This window comes from Prochlorococcus marinus str. MIT 9107, from assembly GCF_000759855.1.
GTDB lineage: Bacteria > Cyanobacteriota > Cyanobacteriia > PCC-6307 > Cyanobiaceae > Prochlorococcus_A > Prochlorococcus_A marinus_N.
This window is the reverse complement of record NZ_JNAI01000003.1, coordinates 26,472-43,756: the sequence shown is the minus strand read 5'-3', so window position 1 is coordinate 43,756 and position 17,285 is coordinate 26,472. Positions and strand designations below refer to the sequence as shown.

The 17,285-nt window shown below is 30.6% G+C and carries 20 protein-coding genes and 1 tRNA gene; 12 read left to right on the top strand and 9 right to left on the bottom strand.

Annotated features, from left to right (window positions below; translation table 11 throughout):
- Positions 1-8: 8 nt before the first annotated feature.
- Complete coding sequence (gene rpmA, locus EU92_RS07205; RefSeq protein ID WP_011863458.1) at positions 9-269, top strand: 50S ribosomal protein L27; 261 nt, start codon at positions 9-11, stop codon at positions 267-269.
- On the opposite strand, the gene EU92_RS07210 is transcribed toward rpmA, so the two are convergent.
- The gene (locus EU92_RS07210; RefSeq protein ID WP_080726898.1) at positions 262-936 is read right to left on the bottom strand and encodes a class I SAM-dependent methyltransferase; all 675 of its coding nucleotides are present in this window, start codon (positions 934-936) and stop codon (positions 262-264) included. The genes rpmA and EU92_RS07210 overlap by 8 nt on opposite strands.
- A gap of 142 nt (positions 937-1,078) precedes the next feature.
- Here EU92_RS07210 and truB point away from each other — a divergent pair, with 142 nt between their 5' ends.
- Positions 1,079-2,002, top strand: coding sequence for a tRNA pseudouridine(55) synthase TruB (truB, locus tag EU92_RS07215; protein ID WP_032523515.1), 924 nt, complete (start codon positions 1,079-1,081; stop codon positions 2,000-2,002).
- Between the two features lie 3 nt (positions 2,003-2,005).
- On the opposite strand, the gene EU92_RS07220 is transcribed toward truB, so the two are convergent.
- Positions 2,006-3,391, bottom strand: coding sequence for a SpoIID/LytB domain-containing protein (locus tag EU92_RS07220; protein WP_032523514.1), 1,386 nt, complete (start codon positions 3,389-3,391; stop codon positions 2,006-2,008).
- A gap of 87 nt (positions 3,392-3,478) precedes the next feature.
- Between EU92_RS07220 and rnz the strand changes: the two genes are divergently transcribed.
- Together rnz and EU92_RS07230 are read left to right on the top strand one after the other, a co-directional pair.
- Entirely contained in the window at positions 3,479-4,417 is a 939-nt protein-coding gene (rnz, locus tag EU92_RS07225; protein ID WP_032513153.1) for a ribonuclease Z, read from the top strand.
- Between the two features lie 74 nt (positions 4,418-4,491).
- Positions 4,492-5,052 carry a pentapeptide repeat-containing protein gene (locus tag EU92_RS07230; protein ID WP_193741721.1) on the top strand — a complete coding sequence of 187 codons (561 nt, stop codon included), beginning with the start codon at positions 4,492-4,494 and terminating at the stop codon, positions 5,050-5,052.
- 8 nt (positions 5,053-5,060) lie between these two features.
- On the opposite strand, the gene EU92_RS0108795 is transcribed toward EU92_RS07230, so the two are convergent.
- The 4 genes from EU92_RS0108795 to serA form a co-directional block, all read right to left on the bottom strand.
- Positions 5,061-5,429 carry a hypothetical protein gene (locus EU92_RS0108795; RefSeq protein WP_032523379.1) on the bottom strand — a complete coding sequence of 123 codons (369 nt, stop codon included), beginning with the start codon at positions 5,427-5,429 and terminating at the stop codon, positions 5,061-5,063.
- A gap of 78 nt (positions 5,430-5,507) precedes the next feature.
- A complete protein-coding gene (locus tag EU92_RS07235) occupies positions 5,508-5,807 on the bottom strand; it encodes a ferredoxin (RefSeq protein WP_032513156.1) in 300 nt (99 codons plus the stop codon).
- Positions 5,808-5,941: 134 nt separating this feature from the next.
- Positions 5,942-6,853, bottom strand: coding sequence for a 50S ribosomal protein L11 methyltransferase (gene prmA, locus EU92_RS07240; protein ID WP_032513157.1), 912 nt, complete (start codon positions 6,851-6,853; stop codon positions 5,942-5,944).
- A 17-nt stretch (positions 6,854-6,870) separates the two neighbouring features.
- Positions 6,871-8,457 carry a phosphoglycerate dehydrogenase gene (serA, locus tag EU92_RS07245; RefSeq protein WP_032513158.1) on the bottom strand — a complete coding sequence of 529 codons (1,587 nt, stop codon included), beginning with the start codon at positions 8,455-8,457 and terminating at the stop codon, positions 6,871-6,873.
- A gap of 99 nt (positions 8,458-8,556) precedes the next feature.
- Between serA and EU92_RS07250 the strand changes: the two genes are divergently transcribed.
- The 5 genes from EU92_RS07250 to EU92_RS07270 all read left to right on the top strand — a co-directional run bounded on the left by EU92_RS07250 (position 8,557) and on the right by EU92_RS07270 (position 11,265).
- Positions 8,557-9,123, top strand: coding sequence for a hypothetical protein (locus EU92_RS07250; protein WP_032513159.1), 567 nt, complete (start codon positions 8,557-8,559; stop codon positions 9,121-9,123).
- On the top strand, positions 9,124-9,915 hold the full coding sequence (locus EU92_RS07255) for a photosystem II S4 domain protein (RefSeq protein WP_032513160.1): 792 nt from the start codon (positions 9,124-9,126) through the stop codon (positions 9,913-9,915). It begins immediately after the preceding gene.
- A 49-nt stretch (positions 9,916-9,964) separates the two neighbouring features.
- Positions 9,965-10,036, top strand: a tRNA-Val gene (locus tag EU92_RS07260).
- Between the two features lie 67 nt (positions 10,037-10,103).
- On the top strand, positions 10,104-10,724 hold the full coding sequence (locus tag EU92_RS07265; RefSeq protein WP_032513193.1) for a DUF1295 domain-containing protein: 621 nt from the start codon (positions 10,104-10,106) through the stop codon (positions 10,722-10,724).
- Positions 10,714-11,265, top strand: a complete 552-nt coding sequence (locus EU92_RS07270; protein WP_032513161.1) for a pyridoxamine 5'-phosphate oxidase family protein — start codon at positions 10,714-10,716, stop codon at positions 11,263-11,265. The genes EU92_RS07265 and EU92_RS07270 overlap by 11 nt, the downstream gene beginning before the upstream one ends.
- A 239-nt stretch (positions 11,266-11,504) precedes the next feature.
- Here EU92_RS07270 and EU92_RS07275 read toward each other — a convergent pair whose 3' ends face one another.
- Together EU92_RS07275 and EU92_RS07280 are read right to left on the bottom strand one after the other, a co-directional pair.
- On the bottom strand, positions 11,505-12,056 hold the full coding sequence (locus tag EU92_RS07275) for a DoxX family protein (RefSeq protein WP_032513162.1): 552 nt from the start codon (positions 12,054-12,056) through the stop codon (positions 11,505-11,507).
- A gap of 136 nt (positions 12,057-12,192) precedes the next feature.
- Positions 12,193-13,347 carry an FAD-binding domain-containing protein gene (locus EU92_RS07280; protein WP_032523513.1) on the bottom strand — a complete coding sequence of 385 codons (1,155 nt, stop codon included), beginning with the start codon at positions 13,345-13,347 and terminating at the stop codon, positions 12,193-12,195.
- A 281-nt stretch (positions 13,348-13,628) separates the two neighbouring features.
- On the opposite strand from EU92_RS07280, the gene EU92_RS07285 reads away from it, so the two are divergent.
- Together EU92_RS07285 and EU92_RS07290 are read left to right on the top strand one after the other, a co-directional pair.
- Complete coding sequence (locus EU92_RS07285) at positions 13,629-14,378, top strand: NAD-dependent DNA ligase (protein WP_032513164.1); 750 nt, start codon at positions 13,629-13,631, stop codon at positions 14,376-14,378.
- 108 nt (positions 14,379-14,486) lie between these two features.
- Positions 14,487-15,416: an oxidoreductase gene (locus tag EU92_RS07290; protein WP_032523512.1), complete on the top strand. Its 930-nt coding sequence runs from the start codon at positions 14,487-14,489 to the stop codon at positions 15,414-15,416.
- Here the strand turns inward: EU92_RS07290 and EU92_RS07295 are convergent.
- Positions 15,411-15,677 (bottom strand): hypothetical protein, encoded by a 267-nt coding sequence (locus EU92_RS07295; protein WP_032513166.1) that lies wholly within the window; start codon positions 15,675-15,677, stop codon positions 15,411-15,413. The two genes, EU92_RS07290 and EU92_RS07295, sit on opposite strands and share 6 nt — an antisense overlap.
- 100 nt (positions 15,678-15,777) lie before the next feature.
- Here EU92_RS07295 and murD point away from each other — a divergent pair, with 100 nt between their 5' ends.
- Entirely contained in the window at positions 15,778-17,184 is a 1,407-nt protein-coding gene (murD, locus tag EU92_RS0108790) for a UDP-N-acetylmuramoyl-L-alanine--D-glutamate ligase (RefSeq protein ID WP_032513167.1), read from the top strand.
- Positions 17,185-17,285 lie beyond the last annotated feature (101 nt).

The following is a 17,285-nucleotide window of genomic DNA, read 5'->3' as shown; positions in this document are numbered from 1 at the left end:
AATTTCTAATGGCACATAAAAAAGGAACAGGTTCCACCAGAAACGGTCGAGATTCAAATTCTAAAAGATTAGGCGTAAAAGCTTATGGTGGAGAAAAAGTAACTGCTGGATCAATTTTAATCCGCCAAAGAGGTACATCCTTTTTGCCAGGAATAAATGTTGGCAAAGGCAAAGATGACACGCTTTTTGCACTTAAAGAAGGAACCGTAAGTTTCGAAAGCATTAAAAGGAATTTAAGGAATAGAAAAAGAGTTAATATAGTTATCTAATTTTCTTATAAGCTCTTGTAGTTATAAGTATGGGATGAAAAACTTCTAAAAACTTTGATTGCAGTGTATTGAAAAACCTTTCAACTATTTGATTATCGTCAATATGAAATGGATATTCATTTTTCTCTCCTTTATAGAAATACCAATTAAATATAGCAATAGAATCACAATCCATAATCTGATTGAAAATCTCAATTTGAGAAGATGGATCGGCAAGATGCTCTAAAACGTCAAGACAGACTATCGTATCAAATTTTGATATTTGTGTATCTTTGATTGTTCGACAAAAAGTAAGTTTTTTATTGACTCCTAATTTCTTAGCCCTGTATTCAACAAAGCTTCTATTTGTTTCATTTATATCTACAAAAAAAACATGTTCAACTTTTGAAGACATAGCATTAGCTAAGGCATGTGTTCCAATTCCCCCTCCAAAATCTAAAACCAAATTTCTAGAAAATCTCTGCTGAAGCTTTAAAGTATCAGAGATATAATCCTTACTTGTAATATGCCAAGCAGCTAAATCTGCAACATGTCGATCTCCCACAATCTCCGTATAAAAATCTGAAACATCACTTAAAGCAACTCCTGGATGTAAATTTGCCAAATTCATCTTTGCGTTTGTGAGGAATCCATCTAAATCAGATTCTTTCATTGAAAAGAATTCCATTAAATGTGATTTCAAATTAAAAGCATTTTCTAAAAACTCTTTTAATATAAAACTATCTTTTTTCAATTTATTACTTTTAATTTCCAATATAAAAATCATAAGATGGAAATAAATCTTTCTCAAAGTATTCTTAATATTAAAAATGGAAACTAAAGATGGATTTTTAGTAATTAATAAAGATAAAGGCTGTACCTCCCATGATTGTGTAAAACAAATAAGGAAATTACTAAATACAAAAAAAGTTGGGCACACTGGAACTCTTGATCCAGAGGTCACAGGAACATTACCAATTGCGATAGGCAGTGCAACCAGATTTATTCAATATCTTCCTCAGGGGAAAACTTATATAGGGCAGATTAAATTAGGGATAAGAACTAACACTGATGATATTCATGGAGAAATAATAAATCAAAAAGGTTGGCCCAAAATCAGTGATGAGAAATTAGATCAATATTTAAATCAATTTAGAGGAATAATTAAACAAATTCCGCCAAAAGTATCTAGTGTGCATGTGAATGGAGAGAGAGCTTATAAAAAATCTTTTAATAATGAAAATTTTGAATTGGCTCCAAAAGAAGTAAAAATAGACGAACTTGTTTTAATAAAATGGGACCAATCAAACGGAATTATAGAAACACAAATCAAATGTTCCGCAGGTACGTATATAAGGTCAATTGCAAGAGATTTGGGTAAAATTCTCAATTCCGAGGGTTGCCTTCTTCAATTAAAAAGAATTTCAGCTTGTGGTTTTCATGAACAAAACTCTATAAAAATATCTCATATGGCAAAAGAAATCGGTAAAAAAAACGCGGGAAATATTATTATTCCAACAATTTCTGCTCTTAATCATATTTCAACATTAGTCATAAATAAAGAAGAGGAACTAAATTTTTGGCAAACGGGAAGAGCTATTCAAATTGATATTAATTACTTAAGTAAAAGCAATACTTTTGATTATAAAAAACCCATAAAGGTTATAGATAAAAGAAAAACACTTCTTGGGATAGGCTTCCTAAATGAAGAACAAACTTATATAAGTCCAAAATTAGTACTTAATGCAAAATGATTTTTATAAAAAATATCTTTTAAAAGGTTTTATTTTAACTCCTCTATAAAAATGTTTTAATATTGCCTTAGCTTTTGCTCCTTTAGTAGCCATATATTTTGCTCCCCATTGGCTCATTCCTACACCATGACCAGAACCATATCCTGAAACCACTAAAATCTTTTCTACGTTGGGTAAATTATTTCCAGGGTTTCTTGGAATTAATAATTTTTGATTTATATTTATTACTGATGGATCTTTAATATTATTGAAGGTAACTATTTCATGAAAACTTACTTTGTATTGATCCGCGATATCAAATAAGCTATCGCCTGGTTTAACAATATGGGTTAAGGGTTTGTCTTCTAATAATGTAGTTGATAATAGTTTGTTATTCTCATTATCTGATTTAGTTCCATTATCTTCAGTTAATTTAAATCTTACTAAAGTACTTTTAAGATTCAATCTTTTTCGTATATTTACTCCTGAAATTTGATCCGATCCATAATCACCTTGAATTTTTACATTTTGTACTCTTCCTGTATCCGTTATTTTTAAAATCTCAATTTGTTTTATGCCTCCAATCTTTGGAAATAATTTTTGTAATTGTTTATTTGAAAATCTTTTCTGCCATCGAAGTTTAGGGTTGTTTTTATCAAAGTCTTTAACGCTTGATAAATATGGGTATTCATTCTCCCATACATCTTGACTATTTTCGGTCATTCCAGCTGAACTACTATGAAATAAAGAATTAATTAATTTGTTTTTATAGACCAAGACTAATGCTTTTGTACTATTTACAGCTTTTGTAGTTTTATAAGTTCTTGCCTCAAGGCCACTATAAACCTGATTCTTATTTGTCGAATCAATATCATATTGAGCATTGCCTTTTTGCTTCAAAGCATAAGTTCTTGAAGCAATTGCTTGTGCTTTTAATGCTTCAATAGGCCATTTAGTTGGCATTTCTGAACCAACAACACTACTCAGATAATTCTCAACCCCAAGAACATTAACTACCAATATCTCATTATCAATTACAAAAATCTTCAATTTTCCTGCATATCTTTTCTGACCAACCCAAATACCTCTAAGGTCTGAAGTTTTAATTACAAATTTATCTTTATTCTTCAGATCATAAATTTTTTGTTTGTTATTATCAAAAAACATAAATTTTCTATTACTTTCCATTTTTAAAGTTAAACCTTTAAATTTTTTATTAGAAAATTTTTGCCCTTCAACAGTCAATGGGATTGCTCTATCAGCTCTAATCCTGATTTTTTTATTTTTTGAAATTAAAACCCTTATAGTAGGTATTCTTGAAGCAAGTAAAGGTCTTGTCTGAAAAACGCAAAAATTTAAAATAAATATTAAAAAGTAATTATGAGTAATTTTTATATATTTAAATTTCACTTTGTTTGAAAAACGAATTCTTAATTTGCCTAAGTTTGACTAAAAGTCTAGATTTAATCCATATTTCAAATAAAAATATCATAATAAGTGAATGTTACCTTCTTAGGAACAAGTTCAGGAGTTCCCTCCTTAACTAGAAATGTTTCTTCATTAGCACTTAAATTATCACAATCTTCAGAAGTTTGGCTTTTTGACTGTGGAGAGGGAACACAGCATCAAATAATGAAAAGTAATATTAAATCTTCACAAATCAAGAAAATATTTATTACCCATATGCATGGAGATCATATTTATGGTTTACCAGGACTTTTAGCTACCTTAGGTTTATCAGGAAATAGTAAGGGTATTGAAATTTTCGGTCCTTCAGAGCTGCGAGGGTTTTTAAATTCTGCACTTAGAAGTAGTTTTTGCAAATTATCGTTTCCATTGCATTTCGTGGAAGTTGAAAATTGTGCATCAAAAAATCAAATTTTATTTGAGAATAACGCTATAAAGGTTAATTGCGCTCGCCTTAAACATAAAATACCTGCTTATGGTTATCGAGTAAGTGAAAAAGATAAGCCGGGTATATTTGATATAAAAAAGGCACAATATATGAATATAAAACCTGGGCCAATCTATTCAGAACTGCAACAAGGTAAAAAAGTCGTATTGGCGGATGGCAGGTCATTTAATGGAAAAGATTTTTGTGGACCTCCTAGGAAGGGTAAAAGTTTTGTTTATTGTACAGATACTGTCTTTAGCGAATCAGCGGTTTCATTATCAGAAAATGCCGATTTATTGGTACATGAATCGACATTTTCAGAGGAAGATGAGAGCATGGCCTACGAAAAATTACATTCCACAACAATCATGGCTGCTAAAACAGCATTATTATCTAATACAAAAAAATTAATTATTACTCATTTAAGTCCGAGATACTCTAATAAAAATGCAATTACGCCAAGCGATTTGCTTAAAGAGGCGCAAAAAGTTTTTCCAAATACTCAACTTGCAAAAGATTTTCTTACTGCAGAAATTAAATAAACTGCAACAGTTCGTGAGAAGAAGAGTCGTAAATGACCAACCCATGGAATAATAGTCATAGGTTTTCTATATTGATGTTGATCGAAATGGTTTCTATTTTTTCATCACTACATAAGTCTTGTAAAAGACTACTTATTTTTCTTCCCTTAATTATTGGTTTACTTCTTAATCCAATTTCTGCTAATGCTCTTTATCCTAGTGATCCTTCATCAGTTGACGTACTAAAAGACGATCTTCACGGTGCCGACCTTCATAATACTGAATATGTTAAGTATGATTTGTCTAATCAAGATTTAGGTGAAGCTAATCTACAAGGCGCATATATGAGCGTAACAACAGCAAAAAACTCTAGTTTTAAAGGGGCCAACATGAAGGACCTTATTGCGTATGCAACCCGCTTCGATAATGCTGATTTTACAGATGCAAATCTAACTAATGGAGAGCTAATGAAAAGTGTTTTTGATGGAGCAATTATTGATGGGGCAGACTTTACTGATGCAAATCTTGATCTTTCTCAGAGAAAATCATTATGTGAAAGAGCTAGTGGAACTAACCCGAAAACTGGAGTTGATACAATAGATAGTCTGGAATGCACTGGTTTAAAAGGTTATATGCCTCCTAAACCAAAAGCATAGTATTAAAGCTAATTAACTTCAAAAGGGAAGATATTGCCAGGCTCTTTTGAGGCTGGCTTTTTGCTATACCACCATTCCTGTATATCAGAAGAAAATTTCTTTGAGAAAAGGGTAATTACGGTTTCAACTTGTTTTGAACCAGGCTCTAAGATCTTAACCGAATAAGATGGACATTTTCTCGAAGCCATATCTGCTACAAACCTAGACCCTATCCTTCTCCAACTTGGTTCCTTACTTCTCCAAGCAAGCCTTGAACAGGGCCAAGGTAACTCTTCCCTATCGTAAAGTCTGCAGCATGGTCCAATAACCTTATAACTGTACTGGCCACCGTAACTTGATTGAATACTTCCAGTTTTAAAAAATTCAAATTTATTCATTTACATAAAAAAGCCACCTTCATAGATGGTGGCAGAGAAATAATAAATTATCAACTTAAAAAAGTTAATTTTTTATAATTAATACAATTCTTCCTCAGCGTGAGTAGTAATAGTTACATCAGATGTTGGATAAGCAACACATGTAAGTACAAAACCAGCTGCTAGTTGATCATCATCTAAGAAACTCTGGTCTGATTGATCAACACTCCCTGAAGTCACTTTCCCAGCACATGTTGAACATGCTCCAGCTCTACACGAATAAGGGAGATCTATACCCTGCTCCTCAGCTGCGTCAAGAATGTATTGATCATCAGGTACTTCAATAGTTGAATTGAGACCTTCGCCTTCGCTGATGAATGTAACTTTGTAAGAAGCCATTTTAATAAAAAATTGTTGGTAACTAATACCTATCAATTACATTTTTAACATCGATTAGGACGATATGTGAGATTTTGAAGTAAAAAATGACACAATAAAATGTATTTAAGAGTATCGATAAGTAAAACTTATGCTTAGGGCAACTTACTGGCTTTTTGCGCAGAAATACACGCCCAATCTTTTCTAGATGATACGTCCAATAATTTCAAGTTATTTTGAATTAATATTTTTATAATTTCATCTTTTTGTGAATTCAGAATTCCACTGAAAATGACTTCCCCATTATTTCTTAAACACTTATAAATATTTGGAATCATTCCTTTTATTACATCAGCAAGAATATTGCATAAAACACAATCAAATTGTTCGAGTTGATTTTTTAAAATTACCTCATCAAAAGATCCCAAATATGTTTTTAGGTTATTTAAATTTCCGAAATTTAGTTGAAAATTAGAGTTAGTAGAATTTACAGCTAGATAATCATTATCTAATGCACAAACCTCTTTTGCTCCAAGTAATCTTGCAGCAATGCTCAAAATCCCGCTACCGCTTCCAATATCTAATACCTTTTTATCATAAAATAGAATATTCTCCATTTTTTCTAAACAAAGATAGGTTGAAGGGTGACTACCAGTACCAAAGGCCGCACCGGGGTCAATTTTTATAATTTGCTTATCCTTAAATTTTTCATTCAAATTTATCCAACAAGGCAATATTAAAAAATGATTCCCTACTAATTCAGGAGCCCAATATTTTTTCCAGCTTGTTAACCAATCCTCTTCTTTAATAAGACTCCAGTTAAAAAATTGATTTTTAGAGTCGTTAATATTTAGAAGTTTGCTAATTATTTTTTCAAAATCACTTCTAGAATTCTTGTCCCATGCATCAATTGGAAGCCAAATATTCACTTCTTTTTTATTTTCAGTTTTTTTTAAATATTCGAATGAAAAACTGAAAATTCCTAGTTCGTTTAATTTCCAAATAATAATATCTTCTAAATCACTTTCTATCTGAAAGGTTATTTTATACCAGTCTTTAATTGCCATTAACTAGAATAAGACTTTCACAAAGTAACTGGATTAGCACTAGTAATACCCTCTACATCAATAATGGTGTCAAGCAACTTATTAGGTATTGGATCATCAATACTTAAAACCATAACAGCTTCTCCTCTAACAATTTTGCGTCCAACCTGCATAGAGGCAATATTTACATTGTTGCTACCTAATAAAGACCCCAGCTTGCCAATAATACCCGGCATATCTCTATGCCTTGTAACCAACATATATCTGCTTGGCGATACATTAACTGGATATTGATCAATACTAATAATTCTTAATTCTCCATCAGCAAAGATACTCCCTGCGACGCTATGGTCGCCATTATTCCCATAAGTAGTTAACTGAAGCGATCCACTAGCAAATTCAGGTCTTGCCTCATCTTTACTCTCAACAACTGAAATACCTCTAGATTCTGCTTCTAGAGAAGCATTCACATAATTTATCCTATCTCCCAAAGCCTTACTTAGTAGCCCTTTTAAACTAGCTATTATCAATGGCTGGGAAGGATGTTGAACAAATTCACCTTGAAGCTTTACCTCTAGTTTCTGTATCTGTCCGCCCGAAAGCTGACTTATAAGCAGTCCCATTGTTTCAGCCAACTGCAAATGAGGTTTTAGACTATCCATAATGTCAGGACTTAAACCAGGAATATTAACGGCGGTTCTAGCAGATAAACCAAGCAAGACATCTCTTATTTGTTCGGCTACATCAACAGCTACATTCTCTTGTGCTTCCCTAGTAGATGCTCCTAAATGAGGGGTAAGAATAAGATTTTTTTTAACTTTTAGAAGTGGTGAATTCGATTCCAAAGGTTCTTTAGCAAAGACATCTATTGCTGCTCCTCCAATCAAGGATTTATTTAAAGCTTCTGCTAATGCTTCTTCGTCAATCAAGCCTCCTCGAGCACAATTAATTAATTTTGCGCTACTTTTCATACTTTTAAGCACCTTCATATTTACTAAATTCTCTGTCTCTGGTGTGCGAGGCAAATGCAAAGTCACATAATCGGATTGTTGGAATAAGACCTCTAGTTCAGAAAGTTTAACTTGTATTTGTTGAGCTCTTTCATTTGAAACAAAGGGATCATATCCGTAAACTTCCATTCCTAATGCATTAGCAACTTTCGCTACATGAGCACCAATTTTTCCTAAACCTACGACTCCTAATTTTTTCTCATAAAGCTCATTTCCAACAAATTTCTTTCTCTCCCATTTACCTGACAAAGTACTGCTATTAGCTATTGGAATATGCCTAGATAAGGCCAACATCATAGCTATGGTATGCTCAGCAGCGGCTATTGTGTTACCTCCTGGAGAATTAACAACAAGAACGCCTTTTTGCGTAGCAGACTTAACATCTACATTATCGACTCCAACTCCTGCTCTTCCAATAATTCTCAGTTTGCTTGAAGAGTTAATAATTTCTTCAGTCACTTGAGTACCAGAGCGAATCATTAAAGCATCATAATCTTTAATAATGGAAGCTAACTCAGAGTCTGAGATTCCTATCTTCTCATCAACCTGAGCAACTTGTGAAAGAATATCGATTCCTGTTTGATCAATTGGATCTGTAATGAGAACTTTTGTCATTTAAGATTGGTTCTTTAATCTTTTACTTTAACTTAATCTATAGTGTATGTATCTTATTTTATTAATTTGAATAACACACAAACATTTGAGGATTGAGATTTGACAAAAAGTATTGTGATATTTGAAGACATCGATAAATGTGTTCAACTATTTGATGTTTTCAAAGAAAAATCAGTAATGCTTTCAGAAGCTATTTTGATCCCACCAATAAGTGAGAAAATATCATCAGACGAAACAGAATTGCTAAATGCGAAAGCAAATATCTTATTCAAATCTCAAAATTTTGAAGATATAAGAATCTTAAATCCTAAACTTGATAGAAAGATTAGACAAAAAGAAATGAGTAGATGGCTGATGCCATTTGGGTTTATAGCTGGAATAGCTTTTTCTAATATGACAAATTTATCTACCTTCAGCTTTCTTGGTTTAAATAACATAGGGGAATCATTAATTGGAGGTCTTTTAGGCATGGGTTCAGGATATTTAGGAAGCATTGTTTCTGCTGCAAGTATCAACATCAATAGAAATAAAGAATTGCGATCAATTATTAACTTTAATAAAGAGGGCAAATGGCTTGTTCTAATTGAAAATCAAATTGGGACCGAATTACCTTGGGCTTTGATAAAACAATCAGAAGCAAAAGATATAATTTTTTTAGAAGGTTAAATGATTGACTTAAAAGAAATCTTAATAAATTCAAACTACAAAAAAGAAACTGAGGAATTAATAAATATTGCTAGCTTAGCTTACAAACACTGGGAAACTTATTGGACTGGATTTAATTCAACTTATATTTGCGAAGAGATTTTAAAAGATTTTGAAAATTTAAATGATTTTAAATTTTTTATTTATGGAGGATTCTCCTCTTCTCAAAGATCTAGAATAGCTTGCTATAGAGGAGATAATATTCCTGAAGAGAATGCGCTAAAAAATAATTTTCCTGCTCAAGGGTTAAAAATTAATGGCAATTTTTTATTTGATAATGCTTCACAAGACGATTTTAGATCCCTCTTAATTGAAAATGGGGTAAATAAAATAAAAGTTGGAGATATATGGACTATTGGCGATAGGGGAGCACAAGGGATAATAGATAGTTTAGATATTGAATATCTAAATGAAAAGATTTTTTATTTGAGAGACGTAAAAGTAAAAATAAATTTGATTGGTATAGACGAATTACAAATACCTTCTGGAAGATCAAAAAAACTAGTTAATACAGTAGAAGCTTCAACAAGAATAGACGCTATAGCTTCAGCAGGTTTTAGGATATCACGAACCAAAATTATTGAAAGGATAGAAAATGGAATGCTCAGATTAAATGGAAGCAAAGTTAATAAGCCAACTATTAATTTAAAAATTGGCGACAAACTAGAACTTGAAAATAAAGGATTTATCGAAATTCTAAATTTAGAAATCACCAAAAGAGAACGATGGAAAGTTAAATTACTTAGAAAATGAAACGCAACCTGCTATTTTCATATAAGGGGGATTAAAAATTCTTCAATTTGGGCGATTAGCTCAGTGGTAGAGCACTACCTCGACACGGTAGTGGCCACTGGTTCGAATCCAGTATCGCCCATGAAATTTTTTGGCGACTTAGGTTATATCCACAGAAAATAATTTCATTTTTTAGATTATTAAAAAAGATGAAACTTAATCAAATAATTAATCTTCACAAAGGGCTCACTGCTTTTGTAGTGATAGGACTTATGATATTTTTTGATAATTTTACAATCGCGCCCTACGTTTATTTAGCATTGCATGGTACTTATGGATTGCTTTGGCTACTCAAAGAAAAGATATTTCCAGATCCCTATTTTAAAGAAAAAATCAATTTTTTAACTTCAGTTACTGGTTTTATTTTCCTTGGGAGTTACTGGATAGCTCCCTTCATTCTTATCTCATCTCAGAAATCTGTTCCAAATGTGGTAATTGCTGTATCTATATCTACAAATATAGTTGGGGTGTTTTTACACTTCGCTAGTGATGCCCAAAAATATTTTTCTCTTAAATTAAAAAAAGATCTAATTAAAGAAGGATTTTTCAAAAATATAAGAAATACAAATTATCTAGGTGAAATTTTAATTTATCTATCATTCGCTATCCTCTCAATGAGTTTCATTCCATTAGTAATCCTTGCAATATTTTTCTTTATAGTTTTTCTACCAAGAATGACAAAAAAAGATAAATCGCTCTCAAAATATGATTCATTCGAAGAATATAAAAAGAAAAGTGGTCTTATTTTGCCTAAATTAAATGCTTTATAATCACTTACCAAGTTGGAGACAAGATTTAAAATCTTCTAGAAAAAAAGAGGGCAAATCAACCTCTAATAGATGGATACAGCTTGCAACAGTTAGCGAAGAAAATGAGCCAAGATTAAGAACAGTTGTTTTCAGAGGATGGCATAAAGATAGTTCAATGATTATTTTTACAGATAGAAGAAGTGAAAAAATTGGGCATTTAAAATCTAACCCTAATGCAGAAATATTATGGTTCTTTTTGAAAACAAAATCACAATATAGATTCAAAGGGAAAATACGTGAATTATTTGATAACAAAAATTATTGGGATTCATTATCAGAAAAATCAAAATCTCCTTGGTTTTGGGGATCTCCTGGAGAGAAAGTAAACCCAAAAGTTCAATCTGGTTATGAAATATTATCCAATCTACCCAAGTCAGAAAATTTTGTAGTTCTAAATTTTGAAATCGATTCAGTAGATCTTCTTAAATTAGAACAGCCTATTCATAAAAGATATCTTTGGGAAAAGATTAAGAAATGGGAAAAGGTTGAAATTAATCCTTAAATATTTCTAAATTGTATATTTAGGTTGAAAAACATTTAGTGATCGGTCAGTTTTAAAAAAGAAGTATTATTCATATGAATTTCTCGGAAATTCCAGAAAACCCCTTTATTTTCTTATCTTGGGTGACTGCTTTAGGACTTTTTATAAGTCTTTCTGAAGCAACAATTAAGATAAAACTCGAGAAGAGAAACAGTTATCGCAAAAGGTTAGAACTAATAAATAGCCTTTATCCTAAAAAGTTAGCTTGAAATATCTGAGAATAGGTTCTCTTGAAGGAATTGAAATAAACCACCTTCGCTTGTATCTTCTTTAATTTCAACTTCCTTAAAAGATTTTGATCTTGTTGAAGATATAATTTCCTCTTCATCTTCTGATTTCAAAATTCTAATAATAACTTCATCCAAGGAGAAATTACCAGGCCCTGTTAAAGCAATTGAAGTTGCTGAAGAGAAATACAAAAGTAAAAGCTCTAGTAAAAAAATATTAAAACCTGCAGTAACAAGTGCATGATATATAGCTACAGAAATTGTTCCAACAATTGCCAAAGCTCCGAATCTTGTAGCTAGACCGATAATTAGTAACCAACTACCACCTATCTCTGAGAATGCCGCTATGTATGATAAAAATATTGGGAATGGAAGGTGTAGTGGTCTAACAAAAGCGTCAGCAAAATTTTCTATATTTGCTAATTTCTCATAACCGTGATGAATAAGAACAGTTCCGGTTATAACTCTAAGAATTAATAAAGCAGTATCTTTGCTAAACGACTTAGTAAGAATTGTTGAAAGCACTATAAAAAAATTAACCTTAAGTAAAAATAACTAGTCACAGTATCCATCGTGGATTAAAAAGCAAAAGTCGCGCCTAATTAAGTATTTATACTTACTTAAATAAGGGATTCTTTTTCTGATTAAGAATTCAACTAAGTTAAAAATTATTTTTTGAATAATTTTCGAATATTCTCTGATTGATTTTCGGAATATTATCTTTAAATTTGAAAAACCCTTTTTTGGCAAATTTCCACGCAAATAAATCTTCATCTCTAACAAGATTAAAAATTTTTTTATTATTTAAATTTTTAAACTCAGTTATGAAATCATAATTTTCTCCCACTCCAGGATAAATAATATCTATATCTTTATTATTTTTAAAAGTAATTTCCAGTGAAAATGGATCAATCTGTTTAACATTATCAAATTGCTCTACAAATTCAGAGACCAAATCTTGTTTAAATTTCAAAACAGATTCAGACAATTTAATTTGTCTTTGTTCATTCTTTAGAAGGATAATAAATACTTTTTTATAGCTTGGAATTAAATTTTTAAGGGTTGCAAGGTGCAGATCATTTTCAAACATAATCAGATTATCTGATTTAGGATCCATATTACTTTTATAAATCTCATCTTCTAATGGAATTTGATTCAATTCCTCAAGAAAAATTTGTTTATTAATTATTTTTTCTGCATTAAATCTATTATTTGAAAATTTTCTGAGGTTTGATGATGAAAAAAGATATTGCTTTCCCTTAGTTTGCAATCCTCCGAACCATCTCCAGCTAAGAAGATTAGATGCAGCATCACCATCAAAAAGATATTTAAAGAAAAACTTTGATCCCAATTGCCATGGGAGGCCTAAATTAAATATCCAAGTACTTGCAAACCACATTCTTGTATGGTTATGCAGATAGTTGTACCTCTTTAATTCAAGAACCCAGGCATTAAAAAAATCTATTTCTGTATTACCATTAATTGCACTTTCATATAGCTCATAATCAAAATCAAGATTTTTTTCTGAAATAAAATTTTGCCAAACTTCAGGTCTATTTTCCATCGACCCTTTCCAGTAAACTCTCCAAAATATTTCTTCAACAAATTTAGTTGAATTTTTTCTTTGGTATTTACTTTTAATATCATAAATCAAATCATATTCCGATAATATTCTATGCGTAATGAAAGGTGATAATTTTGAAACTGAACTTTCGCTATTTGGGCCAAAGTCAAAATTTCTTAATTTTGCATAATGATTAATTTTATATTTCGCAAAATTATCCCAGATACTTTGAGCTTTTAATAAAAATGACATTTTCTGATAAATTTAAATTTTTTTGGATAAATAGTAACCTCAAAAACTATTTTAAAAATTAAGCATTGAAATTTTCCTTATTCAAATTTAGGTAAATATGTTTGATTGAAGTATTTAATTTAAACTCTCAATATGTTCATTTTATACTCTTAATTTGCTCTCTGCGTAGGAGGATATTTAGTTGTTAATCACTTTTTAAATCTAGTTTTAATTTTAATCTTAAAAATTTTAAATAAGAGAAAATTTTTTCTAGAAGATATTTAAATATTTTTTAAAATATTATGAATACTTTATTAGAGAGAGATGTTAAGTATCTTGATGAGCAATATAGAATAGGTGAAGAAGTAATATCAGATGAAGCATTTAGACAACTCGAGAAACTTTACATACCTGCTGATACAAAATATGACTACTTTAGTCAAAAAAATAATAGAATCCTGCCGAAATTAGCTAAAGAAAATTACAAAGATTTTTTGGGAAGTTTATTAACAAAAACAAGATTAAGCATTCAACCAAAAATTGACGGTTGCGCTATAGCAATTAGATATATAAATGGCAAGTTTAATAAAGCTATTACAAAAAGAGGATTTAATGTCTCAAGCAAGATTAAACAAATTAAAAATGTCCCCGATTGTATTCCTATCAAACGAGATTTTCAAATTAGAGGTGAACTTTACACTCCAAACCAAATTGCCGGAATTTCCCAAAGAATTGCAAGAAAATACCTCAATGAGAAGAAAGGGATTGGAGAAAGTCTCAGCTTTTGCTGTTTCCAAATACTTAATGGAAGACTTAACCAATATGAAACCCTTAACTATCTTAAAAAATGTGGCTTCAGCACCCCTCATAGTTACTTCACAAATCTTACAAGCGAAATCGAAATATATAAAAAAAATTGGTTAGAGAGAAAAATATTTGCGAAATATCCAACTAATGGGATAGTTATTAAAATAAATAGTAGGAAACTACAGTTACTTAGAGAGAAAAGTTTATCTCAAAATAACGAATGGCAATATGCAATTGAAAAATAATATTAAATAGTACCTTCAAAAAGAGCTCACGATACTGACTTACAGTATTTACAGTGGAAAAGTAATTAAATTTTGGTTAAATCCCAAAGCAACTTGCACGATTACTAAATGACTGCCACTATTTCAAGACCTAAAATCTCTAACTGGGAAACATCTAATATTCCAAACCTTACAGGCAAAACAGCACTAATTACTGGTGCAAATAGTGGTCTTGGATACTACACCGCAAAGGCCTTAGCCGAAAAAAATGCTCATGTAGTTGTAGCTTGTAGATCTCTTGAAAAAGCTAATCAAACTATCAAAAAACTTAAAGGTCTTAATCCAAAAGGAATATTTACATCTTTAGAGTTAGATTTGTCAGATTTAAAAAATGTTATTGAAGCTCAGTCAAAAATTTTTGATGATTTTGAAAATTTGGATTTACTTATCAATAATGCAGGCATAATGCATCCGCCTAAAACACTAAGTGTCCAAGGATATGAAATACAATTTGCAGTTAATCATCTAGCTCATATGCTTTTGACCCTAAAGCTTCTCCCAATTATTGAAAAAAAAGATGAATCGAGAATAGTAACAGTTACTTCTGGTGCGCAATTTTTTGGCAAAGTTGGCTGGAAAAATCTGAAAGCAGAGAACTATTACAACAAATGGGAATCTTACTCCAATAGCAAATTGGCAAACGTAATGTTTGCTTTTGAACTCAATGAGAACTTAAAACACAAAAATATACTTTCTTTAGCTGCTCACCCAGGAATTGCAAAAACAAATCTCTTTACTGCTCAAAAACCTAAACCTAGTCCAATAGAAACATTCTCCATGGAATTATTTAGCCCTATTTTTCAATCTGCTGAGATGGGTGCTTTACCTCAACTTTTTGCAGCTACTTCACCAGATGCAAGAGGCGGTGATCATTATGGTCCTAAATTTAATTTCAGAGGTCATCCAAAACTATCCCCTACTTCTCATTTCGCTATTAATAAAAAAGAAAGAAAAAATTTGTGGGAAAAAAGCCTTGAAATACTCTGTGACTTCTTATAAATTTTTCATTTTTACTAACTTTAGAAAATACTTCAAGATATGTAATTTACTCTCTGAAAGTTTCATAAATTCTGTTAAGGCAACATAATTTTTTTCATCAATTTTTTTTGATAATTCAATAAAACCATCATTATTTTCATTAACAAAGCGCTCAGCAATCTGAGATGGAGTTAAACCCTTCTCTATTAATTCACCTGGAGCATTTTTCTCCCACTTTTCATAAAACCAAAAGAACCAATATTTTGCAGTATTATCTTCCATTAATTAACTTTTATTTGGCAAATTATATAAATACTTAAGAAACATCTCATGATTGAATTAACACTCAAACACACTTAATATAAATGCAATTATAAATTTAATGGTAGATAATAATCATTTAATTAAAAGAAAAAATATTAATCTTGTAATTGGATTAGGTAACTCTGGATTTTGGGCTGCCAAATATTTGAGAAGCATAAATAAGAGAGTAATTGTTTGGGAAAGTAAAGATGGGAAAGAATTCTTAGAAAGAAAAACAGAATTGGAAGAACTTAATATACTAGTTTCGCTGAATAAAGAATTTGTTTTTGAAGAAATTCATCCTTTTGTGAAAGAGATTGAATCTGTTGTTGTAAGTCCATCAATACCTTATGACCATGAAACTATTATTAAATTAAAAAAAAATGGAATTAAAGTAATTGGAGAAATTAATATTGCATGGGCAATTTTAAAAGATACAAATTGTATAGGTATTACTGGCACTAATGGCAAGACTACTGTTACTCATTTACTAAGCCATATACTCTGCGATAATGGATTGTATGCTCCTTTTGCTGGCAATATTGGTACCCCTTTATGTAAATATGCTTACTCCAAAAAACACGAAGAAATTGACTGGATTGTATCTGAATTAAGTAGTTATCAAATAGAAATATCTCCAGAAGTAAAACCTAATATTGGAATCTGGACAACCTTCACAGAAGATCATCTTGAAAGACATAAAACACTTGAAAACTATTTCAACATAAAAAAAAGCTTGCTAGAAAAATCACATTTTAGAATTTATAATTATGATGATAAAAATCTAAGAAATCACTATAGTTCATTATCAAGAGGGGTATGGATAACAACTAGTTTAGATAAATCAAATTACATTAAATGTGATTATTGGATAGATGATCAAGCATTCATTGTTGAGAAAGGAAAGAAACTATTCAAACTTAAACATTTTTCTTTAAAAGGAATGCATAATCTTCAAAATCTTCTATTAGTAATAGCAGCAGCAAGAAAAGTTGGATTAACTGGAAAGAAGATTAAAGATTCTTTATCTAATTACAAACAATTACCACATAGGATGGAAACAATTTACAAGAATAATGATCTGGAAATAATTAATGATAGTAAAGCTACAAATTTTGATTCATCTATTGCGGGAATAAATTCAATTGAAGGTCAAATTATAATAATTTCTGGAGGCAGATTAAAAGGCAATGAATACAACGAGTGGATAAAAGTTGTAAAGAAAAAAGTTAAGTGTGTTTTTCTTTTTGGAGAAAGCTCAAAAGTTCTAAAAATGGCGCTTATTAATGAAGGATTTAAAAAAGATATTTTTCAATTTTCAGAACTCAAAGAGCTTTTAAATTTTGTTTTTCATTATTTACGAAATAATAAGTTTGGGACGTTATTATTCTCACCTTCATGCTCAAGTTTTGATCAATTTAAAAATTATGAAGAGCGAGGAGATTATTTCAAGAAACTAATAAGTGAAAGATTAAAGATTAATTAATTCAGTTTTTATTTAAAGATCATTAGGTATTTTTCAGGTCGGTCATTACAACCCTTTCCCCACTAGCAAATATTTGCTTAATTAGTTAGATTTTAAATATA